Annotated in this window: 9 protein-coding genes and 1 riboswitch; of the genes, 7 read left to right on the top strand and 2 right to left on the bottom strand. The window is 71.4% G+C overall.

All coding sequences use genetic code 11. The annotated features are described in order from the left end of the window. The first annotated feature begins 108 nt into the window (after window positions 1–108). On the top strand, window positions 109–1,374 hold the full coding sequence (locus ABD989_RS09310) for a PucR family transcriptional regulator (protein WP_345313264.1): 1,266 nt from the start codon (window positions 109–111) through the stop codon (window positions 1,372–1,374). On the opposite strand, the gene ABD989_RS09305 is transcribed toward ABD989_RS09310, so the two are convergent. Then, window positions 1,366–2,787, bottom strand: coding sequence for a short-chain fatty acyl-CoA regulator family protein (locus ABD989_RS09305; RefSeq protein WP_345313263.1), 1,422 nt, complete (start codon window positions 2,785–2,787; stop codon window positions 1,366–1,368). The genes ABD989_RS09310 and ABD989_RS09305 overlap by 9 nt on opposite strands. Before the next feature lie 118 nt (window positions 2,788–2,905). Between ABD989_RS09305 and prpD the strand changes: the two genes are divergently transcribed. From prpD to ABD989_RS09280, 5 genes are all read left to right on the top strand, one after another. Next, the gene (gene prpD, locus ABD989_RS09300; RefSeq protein WP_345313262.1) at window positions 2,906–4,408 is read left to right on the top strand and encodes a 2-methylcitrate dehydratase PrpD; all 1,503 of its coding nucleotides are present in this window, start codon (window positions 2,906–2,908) and stop codon (window positions 4,406–4,408) included. Next, window positions 4,408–5,322: a methylisocitrate lyase gene (gene prpB / locus ABD989_RS09295; protein ID WP_246994890.1), complete on the top strand. Its 915-nt coding sequence runs from the start codon at window positions 4,408–4,410 to the stop codon at window positions 5,320–5,322. Before prpD ends, prpB begins: the two co-directional genes overlap by 1 nt. Then, window positions 5,319–6,458: a bifunctional 2-methylcitrate synthase/citrate synthase gene (locus ABD989_RS09290; protein WP_345313261.1), complete on the top strand. Its 1,140-nt coding sequence runs from the start codon at window positions 5,319–5,321 to the stop codon at window positions 6,456–6,458. Before prpB ends, ABD989_RS09290 begins: the two co-directional genes overlap by 4 nt. Before the next feature lie 67 nt (window positions 6,459–6,525). Then, on the top strand, window positions 6,526–9,915 hold the full coding sequence (locus tag ABD989_RS09285) for a pyruvate carboxylase (RefSeq protein ID WP_345313260.1): 3,390 nt from the start codon (window positions 6,526–6,528) through the stop codon (window positions 9,913–9,915). Window positions 9,916–9,972: 57 nt separating this feature from the next. After that, window positions 9,973–10,572: an NUDIX hydrolase gene (locus ABD989_RS09280; protein WP_246994896.1), complete on the top strand. Its 600-nt coding sequence runs from the start codon at window positions 9,973–9,975 to the stop codon at window positions 10,570–10,572. 62 nt (window positions 10,573–10,634) lie between these two features. On the opposite strand, the gene metE is transcribed toward ABD989_RS09280, so the two are convergent. Beyond that, window positions 10,635–12,884, bottom strand: coding sequence for a 5-methyltetrahydropteroyltriglutamate--homocysteine S-methyltransferase (gene metE / locus ABD989_RS09275; protein WP_345313259.1), 2,250 nt, complete (start codon window positions 12,882–12,884; stop codon window positions 10,635–10,637). Window positions 12,885–13,013: 129 nt separating this feature from the next. Then, window positions 13,014–13,222, bottom strand: a riboswitch (cobalamin riboswitch). A gap of 191 nt (window positions 13,223–13,413) precedes the next feature. Here metE and ABD989_RS09270 point away from each other — a divergent pair. Continuing rightward, complete coding sequence (locus tag ABD989_RS09270) at window positions 13,414–14,001, top strand: hypothetical protein (RefSeq protein WP_345313258.1); 588 nt, start codon at window positions 13,414–13,416, stop codon at window positions 13,999–14,001. Window positions 14,002–14,071 lie beyond the last annotated feature (70 nt).

The following is a 14,071-nucleotide window of genomic DNA, read 5'->3' as shown; positions in this document are numbered from 1 at the left end:
GTGGGCGAGGGGGATGCGCCGTCGCTATCAATGATCGATGGCATCGCGGTCCCGGGGCAAGGGCATTCTGTACCGGGTTGACGCATTGCGGTGTGCATAATCGACCACATGGCTGCGGGCGGGCACGGTGCGGAGGAACTTGAACGGTCGACGTGGCAGGCGGGTCCGGGGCCGGTGAGTCCGGCCGTCGCGGACCTGATCCGGGCCGGGGTGCAGGTGATCCTCGAGGCGCCGACCGAGTGGACCCAGGCGCTCGACGACAGTGTGCTCGCGGGTGCGGGCATGGGCCTGATCGCCGAGGATCCGGCGCTCACCGAGGTGGTGCTGCGCACCAACGCAGGCAACATCGCGCACTGGGCGGCGATGAACGCCGCGCACCCGGGCGAACGCGTGAGCGTCGCGATCACCGACGAGACCGTGGTGTTCGTCCGCGACGCGGTGCGCCGCGGCTTCGACTCCGGGGTGCTCGACTCCTTCCGCACCGCACAGAACCTGGCGTGGCGCCTGTGGATGGAGATCTGCTTCGGACTCACCGACGATCCGGCGCTCCTGCGCGAACTGTTGGCGGTGACCCTCGATTCGATCGCGCGGTTCGTCGACGACACGGTGTCCGCGCTCGCCGAGATGATCGACGTGGCGCGCGCCGAACTCGCCGGAGACACGCACGCCCAACGCCGCGCGGCGGTCGCCCTGCTGCTGGAGGGCGCGCCGCTGTCGGAGGCCCGTGCGGTGGCGCAGCTCGGCTACCGGCTCGACGGGCCGCAACTGGCGGCGGTGATCTCCGGCGGCCCCGAGTCGGGCGCGGATCGGCTGGAAGCGGTCTGCGAGGCGATCATGACCGCGAGCGGCATCGCGACCCGGCTCACCGTGCTGGCCGGGGCCTCCCAGCTGTGGGTGTGGTTCCCGGCGGTCACCGTGGACGTGGACGCGGTGCCGGCCGACGTCGACGACGTGCGAGTGACCCTCGGGGCGCCCGGCGTGGGTCGAGAAGGCTTCCGGCGCAGCCACTTTCAGGCCCTCGCCGCCTTCCGACTGCTCGGGCGGCTGGGCTCGCAGCGACGCTTCGCGCGCTACGACGAGCTGCGTCTGCTCGAAGTGGTGACCGACGACGATGCGCGCATCGACGAGTTCCTCGCCGCCACCCTGGGCGATCTGCTCGACGCCGAGCCCGAGCTCGCCGAGTGCCTACGCGTCTGGTTCGCGCAGCGGTGCAATGCCGCCGCCACCGCCGAGCAGCTGTACACCCACCGCAACACCGTGGTGCGCCGGCTGGCCAAAGCGGAGTCGCTGCTGCCGGTCTCGCTCGCCGAGTCGGCGATCACCGTGGCCGCGGCCCTGGAGCTGCAGCACTGGCGTCGTCCGGCCTCAGGGTGAGACCGGCGCGTACGGCGTTGCGGGACTGACCGTTTCGCTGTGCTCGATGGGCGTGCCCAGCATCGGAAAGGCGCGCTGGCTGCAGGCCGGGCGCGGACACACCTTGCAGCCCGCGCCGATCGGGACCACGGTGCGCGGCTCGCGCAGATCCACCCCGGTGGCGTAGATCAGTTCCTCGGCGTGCGCCAGATCGCAGCCTAGGCCGACGGCGAAGTTCGACGGCGTCGCGAGGTGCCCCTGCTGCGCCGGATCGGTGGTCCGCGCCAACCAGAAGTAGGTGCGGCCGTCGGGCATCCGGGCGAGCTGCGTGTGGATGCGGCCGGGCATGGAGAAGGCGTCGTGCACCACCCACAGCGGGCAGCTGCCGCCCACCCGGGAGAAGTGAAAAGCGGTGGCGGACTGGCGTTTCGAGATGTTCCCGGCCTTGTCGACCCGGACGAAGATGAACGGCACGCCGCGGTCGCCGGTGCGCTGCAGCGTCGACAGGCGGTGGCACACGGTCTCGAAACCCACCTCGAAGTCGCGGGCCAGCAGGTCGACGTCGTAGCGCAGCCGGCGGGCGGCGGCCGCGAACTGCGTGTACGGCAGCAGCAGGGCGCCGGCGAAGTAGTTCGCCAGCCCGGTGCGGGCGACGGCGACCGAACTCGGGTCGACGTCGTCGATCAGTCGGTCGATCAGGTCGCGCTGGCTCAGCAGCGCCAGCTGGGTGGCGAGTTGGAAGGCACGCTGGCCCGCGGTGAGGCGGCGGGGCAGATACACGGTGGCCGTCGCCGGGTCGTAGCGGCGCTTGGGGAGCTCGCTGTCGTCCCCGGGGTCGACACCGCTGATCTGCACCGCTATGCCGTACTCGGCGTCGAGGAAACGGGCCAATTGCAGGTCGAGGCCGCCGATGGTCAGGCCGGCGCGCGCGAACAGGTCCTCGGCGGCCGCGTCGAGTTCGGGCAGGTGATTGCGGCGGTCGTAGAAGTAGTCGCGGACCTGCTCGAACGGGGTGCCGCCCACCGTCTCGGCGTCGGCGGCGACGGCGCCGAGAGTCCCGCGCATGCTCTCCAGCTCGCTGGTCGCGGCGGTCAGGCGCCGCTGCAGCGCCACCAGCGTCTGGCCGACGCCCGGCATGCGGGCCACCAGTTCGCTGATCTCCGCGGTGGACGGGGTCTGGTCGCCGTGCTCCAGGAGGATGTCGGCGAGGTCGGCGGTGAGGCGGGCGTCGCCGTCGGCCGCGAAGAAGTCCGGCGCCAACTCGAACTCGCGCGTCAGGCGCAGCAGCACCGGGACGGTGATCGGCCGCTGGTCGTTCTCCAGCTGATTGACGTAGCTGGTCGAGAGCTCCAGCCGGCGCGCGAGCGTCGCCTGGCTGACCCCGCGTTCCTCGCGCAACCGGCGCAGTCGCGCGCCCACGTACGTCTTGGCCATGGGGACAGCGTAGTGGCCCCGGCGTCCGCAACCTTCGCAAGGTGTCGGAGAAAAATTTGCAGAAATACGCATTTGCCAGGTCTTTCGCAGTCCTATCGGGTCTGCGTACGGTGCGAACATGATCAATCACGAGGTGTACACCCGTCGCAGTGCCGAGGCCTTCCCGAAGGAAGAGCACCTGGCTTACAAGATCGCGCAGATCGCCGTCGACCCCGTCGAGGTCCCCGAGGACACGGCCGAGATGATCGTCAACCGGATCATCGACAACGCCGCGGTGAGCGCCGCGTCGGTGGCCCGTCGACCGGTCACCAGTGCCCGCCGGCAGGCGCAGACCCGGCCGCTGGCCGGCGGCGCGACGGTGTTCGGCATCGACGGCGAGTACGCCCCGGAGTGGGCCGCGTGGGCCAACGGCGTCGCGGTCCGCGAACTCGACTTCCACGACACGTTCCTGGCCGCCGAGTACAGCCACCCGGGCGACAACATCCCCGCCCTGGTCGCCGTCGGCCAGCGCGTGGGCGCCAGCGGCCGCGACCTGATCCGCGGCCTCGCCACCGCCTACGAGGTGCAGGTGGATCTGGTGCGCGGCATCTGCCTGCACGAGCACAAGATCGACCACGTCGCCCACCTTGGCCCGTCGGTGGCCGCCGGCCTGGGCACCATGCTGGGCCTGCCGATCGACACGATCTACCAGGCCGTCGGTCAGGCCCTGCACCTGACCACCGCCACCCGCCAGTCGCGCAAGGGCGAGATCTCCAGTTGGAAGGCGTACGCCCCGGCGCTGGCCGGCAAGGTGGCGGTGGAGGCCGTGGACCGCGCCATGCGCGGTGAGGGTGCGCCGTCGCCGATCTGGGAGGGCGAGGACGGCGTCATCGCCTGGCTGCTCGGCGGCCCGGACGCCCGCTACACGGTGCCGCTGCCCGGACCGGGCGAGGCCAAGCGCGGCATCCTGGACACGTACACCAAGGAACATTCGGCCGAATACCAGAGTCAGGCGCCGATCGACCTGGCCCGTCGGATGCGCGCGCGGATCGCCGACGTCGCCGACATCGAGTCGATCGTGCTGCACACCAGCCACCACACGCACTACGTGATCGGCACCGGCTCGGGTGATCCGCAGAAGTTCGACCCGAATGCCAGCCGGGAGACCCTCGACCACTCGGTGATGTACATCTTCGCCGTGGCCCTGCAGGACGGGGAGTGGGACCACGAGCGCAGCTACGCGCCCGAGCGCGCGCGGCGCGCCGACACCGTGGAGCTGTGGAACAAGATCTCCACCGTCGAGGACCCGGAGTGGACCCGCCGCTACCACTCGACCGATCCGAACGAGAAGGCCTTCGGCGCCCGCGCGGTGATCACCATGGCCGACGGCGAGGTGATCGTCGACGAGCTGGCGGTGGCCGACGCCCACCCGCTGGGCGCGCGGCCGTTCGCGCGGGAGCAGTACCTGGGCAAGTTCGCCGCGATGGCCGACGGCGTGGTCGACGCCGCCGAGCAGGAGCGGTTCGTGGCGGCGGCGACCGGTCTGGCCGACCTCCCGGCCGGTGGGCTGGGCGGCCTGAACGTGCGGGTGCTCGGCGACGTGCTGGCCTCGGCGCCCGCGACCGGCGAGGGCATCCTCTGATGCGCCTGTTCTCCTCCGGCGTCACCGACGCCGACAAGCGGAAGGCACTGCGCGCCGGGCTCGCCTCCGGCGACCTGCAGCGCTGGCCGGGGGCGTTCTCGCCGCTGGTCGCCAAGATCGTCGCCGACGCCGGGTTCGAGGGCGTCTACGTCTCCGGGGCCGCGCTGTCGGCCGACCTGGGTCTGCCCGACATCGGGTTGACGACGCTCACCGAGGTCGCCGCCCGCGGCGGCGCGATCGCCCGCGCCACCGACCTGCCGACGCTGATCGACGCCGACACCGGCTTCGGCGAACCGATGAGTGCCGCGCGCACCGTCGCAGCGCTCGAGGATGCCGGGCTGGCCGGGTGCCACCTGGAAGACCAGGTGAACCCGAAGCGCTGCGGCCACCTCGACGGCAAGGAAGTGGTCCCGACGACGGAGATGGTCCGCCGACTGGGCGCCGCGGTCAGCGCCCGCCGGGACGAGAACTTCGTGATCTGCGCGCGCACCGACGCCCGCGGCGTGGAGGGACTCGACGCCGCGATCGCCCGGGCCACCGAGTACGCGGCCGCCGGTGCCGACCTGATCTTCACCGAGGCACTCGCCGACCTCGACGAGTTCGCACGCTTCCGCGACGCGGTGGACGTGCCGCTGCTGGCCAACATGACCGAGTTCGGCAAGTCCGAACTGCTGACCGCCGACCAACTGCGGTCCATCGGCTACAACGCGGTGATCTACCCGGTCACCACGCTGCGGCTGGCGATGGGCGCCGTCGAATCCGGGCTCGCCGCGATCGCCGCCGACGGCACCCAGGCCGGCGTCGTCGACCGCATGCAGCATCGTGCGCGCCTCTACGAGTTCCTGCAGTACGCCGACTACAACGCCTTCGACTCCGAGATCTTCACCTACAGCCGCCCGGGAGGGACGTCATGACCGACATCGGTGCCACAGAAATCCGGAAGGGCCTCGCGGGCGTGGTGGTGGACACCACCGCCGTGTCCAAGGTGGTCCCCGAGACCAACAGCCTCACCTACCGCGGCTACGCGGCAGCGGACCTCGCGACCACCAAGAGCTTCGAGGAGGTGGCCTACCTGCTCTGGTACGGCGAACTGCCGACGGCGGGGCAGCTGGCGCTGTTCACCCAGCGCGAGCGCGCGAACCGGCGGCTGAACCGGTCGGCGCAGGCGGTGCTGAACCGGATCCCGGAGACCTGCCACCCGATGGACGTGATGCGGACCATGGTGAGCTACCTCGGCAGCGAGGACCCGGACGAGGACGTCCCGACCGCGGCGGCGAACCTGGACAAGGCGCTGCGCCTGCTCGCAGTGCTGCCGACCATCGTCGCCGCCGACTTCCGACGACGCCGCGGGCTGGCGCCGATCGACCCGCACCACGGCCTCAGCTACGCCGAGAACTTCCTGAACATGTGCTTCGGCGAGGTGCCCGACCCTGTCATCGTGGAGGCGTTCAACCAGTCGATGGTGCTGTACGCCGAGCACAGCTTCAACGCCTCGACGTTCGCCGCGCGGGTGGTCACGTCCACGCAGTCGGACCTGTACAGCGCGGTGACCGCCGCGATCGGGGCGCTCAAGGGCTCGCTGCACGGCGGCGCCAACGAGGCCGTGATGGCGGACATGATCGAGATCGGCGCCCCGGAGAACGCCCGCGCCTGGCTCACGGCCAAGCTCGACGCCAAGGACAAGGTGATGGGTTTCGGCCACCGCGTCTACAAGCGCGGCGACTCGCGGGTGCCCACGATGTACGACGCGCTGGTGCAGGTCTCCGCGCACTGTGTGCAGTCGGATCCGAGCGCGGGCCGCTGGCTCGAGATCTACCGGGAACTCGCCGCCGCGATGGACGAGCGCACCGGCATCCAGCCCAACCTGGACTTCCCGACCGGGCCGGCCTACTACCTGATGGGCTTCGACATCCCGATGTTCACGCCGCTGTTCGTGATGAGCCGGATCACCGGGTGGACCGCGCACATCGTCGAACAGACCCGGTCGAATGCGCTCATCCGTCCGCTCTCCGCGTACGACGGGCCCGTTCAGCGCCCCGTTCCCGCGTAATTCTCTACCGTTTTCCGTAGCGGCCGGCGCGTCGACGTGCGCCGGTGCATCGACAGTGAGGCATGACATGTTCGGCAAAGTCCTGGTGGCCAACCGCGGCGAGATCGCGGTGCGCGCGTTCCGCGCCGCGTACGAGCTCGGCATGGGCACGGTGGCGGTCTATCCGGTGGAGGATCGTAACTGCGTGCACCGGGGGAAGGCCGACCAGTCGTATCAGATCGGCGAACCCGGGCATCCCGTCCAGGCGTACCTGTCCGTCGACGAGATCCTGCGGGTGGCCCGGCACTGCGGGGCCGACGCCGTGTACCCCGGCTACGGTTTCGCGTCGGAGAACCCGGAACTGGCCGCCGCCTGTGCCGACGCCGGCATCACCTTCGTGGGGCCCAGCGCCGCGGTGCTGGAGCTGACCGGCGACAAGAAGCGGTCGGTGCAGGCGGCCCGGGAGGCCGGGCTGCCGGTGCTGGCCGGCAGCGAGCCGTCGTCGGACGTCGACGAACTGCTCGCGGCGGCCGCCGACATGTCGTTCCCGATCTTCGTGAAGGCGGTGGCCGGCGGCGGCGGGCGCGGGATGCGTCGGGTCGACGACCCGGCCGAGCTGGCCGAGGCGATCGGGGCCGCGTCCCGCGAGGCGGCGGCGGCCTTCGGCAACCCGACCGTTTTCCTGGAGCAGGCCGTGGTGAACCCGCGGCACATCGAGGTGCAGATCCTCGCCGACGCCCGCGGCGATGTGGTGCACCTGTACGAACGCGACTGCTCGCTGCAGCGGCGGCACCAGAAGGTCATCGAGATCGCGCCCGCACCGAACCTGGATCCGGTTCTGCGGCAACGCATCTGCGACGACGCGGTGCGCTTCGCCCGGCACATCGGCTACTCGTGCGCGGGCACCGTCGAGTTCCTGGTCGACGAGCGCGGCGGCCACTTCTTCATCGAGATGAACCCGCGGATCCAGGTGGAGCACACCGTCACCGAAGAGGTGACCGACGTGGACCTGGTCGCCGCGCAGCTGCGCATCGCCGCGGGGGAGACGCTCGCCGATCTGGGGCTGTCGCAGGACGCGATCGCCCTGCACGGCGCCGCGCTGCAGTGCCGCATCACCACCGAGAACCCGGCCGACGGCTTCCGGCCGGACACCGGACAGATCAACGTCTACCGCGCACCCGGCGGCACCGGCGTCCGCCTGGACGGCGCCGCGGCACTCGGCAGCGAGATCACCGGCTACTTCGACTCGATGCTGGTGAAGCTGACCTGCCGCGGCCGCGACTTCGCCACGGCGGTGACCCGCGCGCAGCGGGCGCTGGCCGAGTTCAAGATCCGCGGCGTGCACACCAACATCGACTACCTCAGCGCGGTGCTGGCCGACCCGGACTTCCAAGCCGGGGCGATCACGACGTCGTTCATCGACGAACGCCCGGAACTGCTTACCGCGGTGCGCTCGTCCGAGCGCGGCTCGCGGCTGCTGAACTACCTGGCCGACGTGACCGTGCACCGCCCGCACGGCCTGGTGCCGACGGCCGTGCACCCGCACACCAAGCTGCCGCCGCTGAGCCCGGAACTGCTTGCCGATCCGCCCGCCGGGTCCAAGCAGCGCTTGGATGCGTTGGGGCCCACCGGTTTCGCGCGGGCCCTGCGCGAGCAGAAGGCGCTCGCGGTGACCGACACGACCTTCCGGGACGCTCACCAGTCGCTGCTCGCCACCCGCGTGCGCACCAGCGGCCTGGTGTCGGTGGCGCCGTATGTGGCCGCCCAGACCCCCGAGTTGCTGTCGGTGGAGTGCTGGGGCGGGGCCACCTTCGACGTGGCGCTGCGCTTCCTCAAGGAGGATCCGTGGGAACGCCTGGAACGGATCCGGGCGGCCCTGCCGAACATCTGCCTGCAGATGCTGCTGCGCGGCAAGAACACCGTCGGCTACACCCCGTACCCGGTGGAGGTGACACAGGCGTTCGTCGAGGAGGCGGCGCGCACCGGTGTGGACATCTTCCGCATCTTCGACGCCCTCAACAGCGTCGACGCCATGCGTCCGGCGATCGACGCGGTACTCGCCACCGGCACCACGGTGGCCGAGGTGGCGTTGAGCTACACCGGCGACCTCGCCGACCCCGCCGAAGACCTGTACACGCTGGACTACTACCTGGCCCTGGCCGAGCAGATCGTCGAGGCCGGCGCGCACGTGCTGGCCATCAAGGACATGGCCGGACTGCTCCGCCCGGCGGCCGCGCGGACCCTGGTGGGTGCGTTGCGTCGCGAGTTCGACCTGCCCATCCACGTGCACACCCACGACACCCCTGGCGGCCAGCTGGCCACCTACCTGGCGGCGTGGGAGGCCGGCGCCGACGCGGTCGACGGTGCGAGCGCACCGCTGTCGGGCACCACCAGCCAGCCGTCGCTGTCGGCGATTGTCGCGGCGGCCGCGCACACCGAGTACGACACCGGGCTGGATCTGGACAAGGTGACGTCGCTGGAGCCGTACTGGGAGACGTTGCGGCGTATGTACGGGACCTTCGAGTCCGGCGTCCCCGCGCCCACCGGGCGCGTGTACGACCACGAGATCCCCGGCGGCCAGCTCTCCAACCTGCGCCAGCAGGCCATCTCGCTCGGCGTGGGCGACCGCTTCGAAGCCGTCGAGAACGCGTACGCCGGCGCCAACCGGCTGCTCGGACGGCCGGTGAAGGTGACGCCGTCGTCGAAGGTGGTCGGCGATCTGGCACTCGCCTTCGTCGCGCAGGGCATCACCGCCGCCGACTTCGCCGCCGACCCCACCGCCTACGACATCCCGGACTCGGTGGTCGGTTTCCTGGCCGGCGAACTCGGGGTGCCCGCCGCGGGCTGGCCGGAGCCGCTGCGCGAGCAGGTGCTGGCCGGACGCAGCGTGCACCAGGCCGAGGAGACGGTCGACGCCGCCGACAGCGCCGCGCTGAAAGTGCCCGGCGATCAGCGGCGCGCCACCCTCAACCGGCTGCTCTTCCCCGGCCCCACCGCGGAGTACCAGGCGCACGTGGCCGAATACGGCGACACCTCGCGACTTGCGGCCTACCAGTTCTTCTACGGGCTGCAGCAGGGACTCGAGCACCGAGTTCGCCTGCGCGACGGCGTCGACCTGCTCATCCGCCTGGAAGCGGTGTCCGAGCCCGACGCCGCGGGCATCCGCACGGTGATGTGCACCTTGAACGGTGAGCTGCGGCCGGTGCCGGTGCTCGACCGCAGCGCCGACGTGTCCACCGAGGTGCGCGAGCGCGCCGACGCCGGCAACCCCGCGCACGTGGGGGCGCCGTTCTCCGGCGTGGTCACGGTGACCGTCGCGGTGGGCGAGGAGGTGGCCCCGGGCGGCGTGATCGGCACCATCGAGGCGATGAAGATGGAGGCCTCGATCACCGCGCCCGCCGGCGGCACGGTCCGCCGGATCACCGTCGGACCGGCCACCGAGGTGGGCGCCGGCGACCTGCTCGTCGAGTTCGAGTAGCCGCCGCCGAGCGCGGGTGACTGTCCGGTAGCGGTCGGGTGGGGTAGACCCATGGGTATGGAACTGACCCGGGAGCTGGCCGAGCAGCGCCTGTCGGCGTGGGAGCGACGGGCGATCGACGACGCCGCGTTGAAGCCGTCGGCGGTGGCCATCACCGTGGCACCCGTCGACGGCGAGCGCGGCATCTGGGTGGCGCGACGGCCGTCGACGCTGCGCAGCCACGCCAACCAGTTCGCGCTGCCCGGCGGCCGCCTGGACCCCGGGGAGACCCCGGTGCAGGCCGCGCTGCGCGAGCTCGACGAGGAACTCGGGGTCTCGCTCGGTGAGGACTCGGTGGTCGGTCTGCTCGACGACTACGCCACCCGCTCGGGCTATCTGATGACGCCGGTGGTGTGTTGGATCGACGAACCGGTGACCCCGGCGCCCAGCCCGGACGAGGTGGACCAGCTGTTCTACGTCACCCTCGACGAGGTGACCGCCCCGGCGGTGTTCGACACCATCGCGCAGTCACCCCGGCCGGTGATCCGGCTGCCGATCATGAACCGGTGGGTGCACGCGCCCACCGCGGCGGTGATCTACCAGTTCGCGCAGGTGGTGGTCCTCGGGCTCGACACCCGGGTGGACCACCTGGAGCAGCCGGTCTTCGCCTGGCGCTGACGCGCGGGCTTCGACGGGGCTCAGGGAGCGTCGTGCGACGCTCCCTGAGCCCCGTCGAAGGGTCAGGCGCGGACGGCCTTGGCGGCGTCGACCATCGCGGTGAGGGCGGCGGTGACCTGCGCGGTGGTGCGGGTCTTGAGGCCGCAGTCCGGGTTCACCCACAGGCGGTCGGCCGGGACGGCGGCCAGCGCCTCGGCCAGCAGCGTCGTCATCTCCTCGGCCGCGGGCACGCGCGGGGAGTGGATGTCGTAGACGCCCGGGCCCACCTCGGCGGCGAAACCGATCGCGTTGAGGTCGTCGAGCACCTCCATGTGCGAGCGGGCCGCCTCGATGGAGGTGACGTCGGCGTCGAGGTCGGCGATCGCGCCGATCACGTCACCGAACTCCGAGTAACACAGGTGGGTGTGGATCTGCGTCTCGTCGTTCACACCCGCGGTGGACAGCTTGAAGGCGTTCACCGCCCACTCCAGGTAGGCGGCGCGTTCGGTGGCGCGCAGCGGCAGCAACTCGCGCAGGGCCGGCTCGTCGACCTGGATGATGCCGATCCCGGCCTCCTGTAGGTCGAGCGTCTCGTCGCGGATCGCGAGGGCCACCTGATCGGCGGTCTGCGCCAGCGGCTGATCGTCGCGCACGAAGCTCCAGGCCAGGATGGTGACCGGCCCGGTGAGCATGCCCTTGACCGGCTTATCGGTCAGACCCTGCGCGTAGACCGCCCAGTCGACGGTCATCGGCGCGGGACGCTGCACGTCGCCGAACAGGATCGGCGGCCGCACGCAGCGCGAGCCGTACGACTGCACCCAGCCGTTCGCGGTGGCGAAGAAGCCGGTGAGCTGTTCGGCGAAGTACTGCACCATGTCGTTGCGCTCGGGTTCGCCGTGCACCAGCACGTCCAGCCCGATCTGCTCCTGCAGGGCGATCACCGCGGCGATCTCCGCCTCCATCTGGGCGCGGTACTGCTCCGCGTCGAGCGTGCCCGCGCGCAGCCGGGCGCGGGCGGCCCGGATATCGCCGGTCTGCGGGAACGACCCGATGGTGGTGGTCGGCAGTGTGGGCAGCGCCAGGTGGGCGCGGCTGAGCTCCTGCCGTTGCGTGGCCGCGGTGCGGATGCGGTCGGCGTCGGTCAACCCGGCCAGTCGGGCACGCAGGTCGGCGTCGTGGCGACGCGGATCGTCGGCGCGGGTGGCCAGCGCGGCCCGGGCCGCGTCGAAGGCCGCCGCCTGCGCGTCTCGGCCGTCGGTGAGCGCCCGGGACAGGGCGACGACCTCGTCGAACTTCTCCGCCGCGAACGCGAGCCAGCCGCGCAGGACGTCGTCGAGACCGGTCTCCGGCGCCAACGAGTACGGCACGTGCAGGGTGGAACACGAGGTACTCACCGCCAGCGTGCCGACGTGCGGACGCAGGTCGGTGAGCACGGCGAGCGCGGCGTCCAGGTCGGTGCGCCAGACGTTGTGGCCGTCGACGATGCCGGCGACGACCAGCTTGTCGGCCAGACCGGCCGCCTCCACCGTCGCGACCGAGCCGCGGACCAGGTCGACGCCGACCCCGTCGATGTCGGTGCGACCCAGCGCGGCCAGCGCGTCGCCGGCATCGCCGAAGTAGGTCTGCACCAGCAGTCGCGGGCGGGCGGCCACCGCGCTCAGGCGCGAGTAGACGCGTTCGGCGAGTGCGGCGAGCCCGTCGTGGGCGTCGGTCACGAGGATCGGCTCGTCGATCTGCACCCACTCGGCGCCGGCCGCGGCGAGGTCGGTCAGCAGCTGCTCGTAGAGCGGCAGCAGATCGTCGATCCGGTCGAGCGGCACGAGGTCGTCGACACCCTTGGACAGACCGAGGAACGTGATCGGGCCGATCACCACCGGCCGTGCGGGCACGTCGTCGGCGAGGGCTTCGGCCAGGTCGGCGAGCACCGTCGCGGCGTCGAGACCGAACACCGTGTCCGGACCGATCTCCGGGACCAGGTAGTGGTAGTTGGTGTCGAACCACTTGGTCATCTCCAGCGGCAGCACGTCGGCGGTGCCGCGGGCGGCCGCGAAGTAGCGGTCCAGCGGGTCGGCGATGGCGGCCACGCGCGGCGGCAGGGCGCCGAGCGTCGCGGCCATGTCGAGCATCTGGTCGTAGTACGAGAAGGTGTTGACCGGGATCGAGTCCAGGCCGGCGGCCAGCAGCTGCTGCCGGCCGCTGCGCCGCAGGTCGGCGGCGACGCGGTGCAGCTCCTCCCGGCTCAGCCGCCCGGCCCAATAGCCCTCGACGGCGTGCTTGAGTTCCCGGTCGGCGCCGATGCGCGCGGTGCCGGTGACAGTGGTGTGAAAGCCCATCTTGTGTTCTCCATGCAATACAGAAGCTGACGACGAGGCGCCCTACCGGGAGGCGACAGACGACGAGCCCAGGCATGCACGGGTGCGTCGACGCCGCCCGGTCCACGAGGCGATCCGTCCTCGGATGCGGCGCATCCGAGACAACGGGCAGGTCTTCGGGCTCCTCGGCGAGCGCCGTCGAAAGGCGCACCTACTGGCCGTCGCTTCCCAGACGCACACGCGTGCGTCCAGTGCCGGTGACGGCGGTCGTTCCAAGTTACCGCTGCGGGTCAGCTCCGGAGTCTCACCGGATTCCCTCTCGCGAAAGTCGTTGCCGCAGCAGCGAATTCGCTCGACGTCCGCGCGGTCGCAGGGGCTCCTTGGCGACGGCGCTACGGACGAACCGATTGCGTCTACGACCATAGGCCCGGCGCGCGGACCGTGTCATCCCGCGCGAAGAGCGTGATTCTAATTCCCCCGCGGACTTGCGCGCGGGTGCGGCGGCGGACTCACCCGGCACCGGCCACTGCGGCGAGTATCCTGGGCGAGCATGGTGGCGTTGCAGGATGATCTCGGATCCCGCGACCGGCCCGCGCCGGTCGTCGGGATCGTGCTGGTGGCCCGGGGCGATGAGCGGGAGGCCCCGACTGAGGCGGATGTGCCGCAGCTCGAGCGGCTCGAAGTGCTGCTGGCCGGGTTCGGTGCCGGTGGCTGCGACAAGCTGTACGTGGCGCTCGGCAGCCGGGTGATCGCGGCGCCGCGGGACACCTCCACCACCTTCTACCTGCCGTCCTGGTACGACGGCCTCGACGCGACGGTGCACGCCGCCCTGACCTACGCCCGCGGGCTCGACCCGATCGCCGGGGTGCTGCTGCAGACCGTCGACAGCGCCGACGTCGGCGGGGTCGGGGTGGCGCGGGTGCTGGCCGCGGCCGGGCGACGCCGCGACGCGGTGGTGCGCGGGGTGCGGCACGGGCACTGGGCGCAGCCGGTGTACGTGGGCGCCGACCTGCTCGACGATGCGGCCGGGCTGCTCGCGGCGTCCGGGGGCGCGATCGGCTTCCTCGGCGACCACGCCGGCGAAGTGACCACCGTCGACTGCTCGGACCTCGCCGGCCCGGACGCGCCCGGCGTGTAGCGCTACACTGACCTGCTGCACTGACATAGAGAGCACCGCCGTGGTCATAGTGACCACGGCGGTGCTCTGT

Origin of the sequence: Gordonia alkaliphila (genome assembly GCF_039542465.1) — a bacterium.
Classification (GTDB): Bacteria; Actinomycetota; Actinomycetes; order Mycobacteriales; family Mycobacteriaceae; genus Gordonia; species Gordonia alkaliphila.
This window is presented reverse-complemented; position numbering and strand designations above follow the sequence as displayed.

What these genes read in the sequence shown, in the direction of transcription:
- ABD989_RS09310 (WP_345313264.1), top strand. Translation starts at nt 109, where the DNA reads ATGGCTGCGGGCGGGCACGGTGCGGAGGAACTTGAACGGTCGACGTGG.
- ABD989_RS09305 (WP_345313263.1), bottom strand. Translation starts at nt 2,787, where the DNA reads ATGGCCAAGACGTACGTGGGCGCGCGACTGCGCCGGTTGCGCGAGGAA.
- prpD (WP_345313262.1), top strand. Translation starts at nt 2,906, where the DNA reads ATGATCAATCACGAGGTGTACACCCGTCGCAGTGCCGAGGCCTTCCCG.
- prpB (WP_246994890.1), top strand. Translation starts at nt 4,408, where the DNA reads ATGCGCCTGTTCTCCTCCGGCGTCACCGACGCCGACAAGCGGAAGGCA.
- ABD989_RS09290 (WP_345313261.1), top strand. Translation starts at nt 5,319, where the DNA reads ATGACCGACATCGGTGCCACAGAAATCCGGAAGGGCCTCGCGGGCGTG.
- ABD989_RS09285 (WP_345313260.1), top strand. Translation starts at nt 6,526, where the DNA reads ATGTTCGGCAAAGTCCTGGTGGCCAACCGCGGCGAGATCGCGGTGCGC.
- ABD989_RS09280 (WP_246994896.1), top strand. Translation starts at nt 9,973, where the DNA reads ATGGAACTGACCCGGGAGCTGGCCGAGCAGCGCCTGTCGGCGTGGGAG.
- metE (WP_345313259.1), bottom strand. Translation starts at nt 12,884, where the DNA reads ATGGGCTTTCACACCACTGTCACCGGCACCGCGCGCATCGGCGCCGAC.
- ABD989_RS09270 (WP_345313258.1), top strand. Translation starts at nt 13,414, where the DNA reads ATGGTGGCGTTGCAGGATGATCTCGGATCCCGCGACCGGCCCGCGCCG.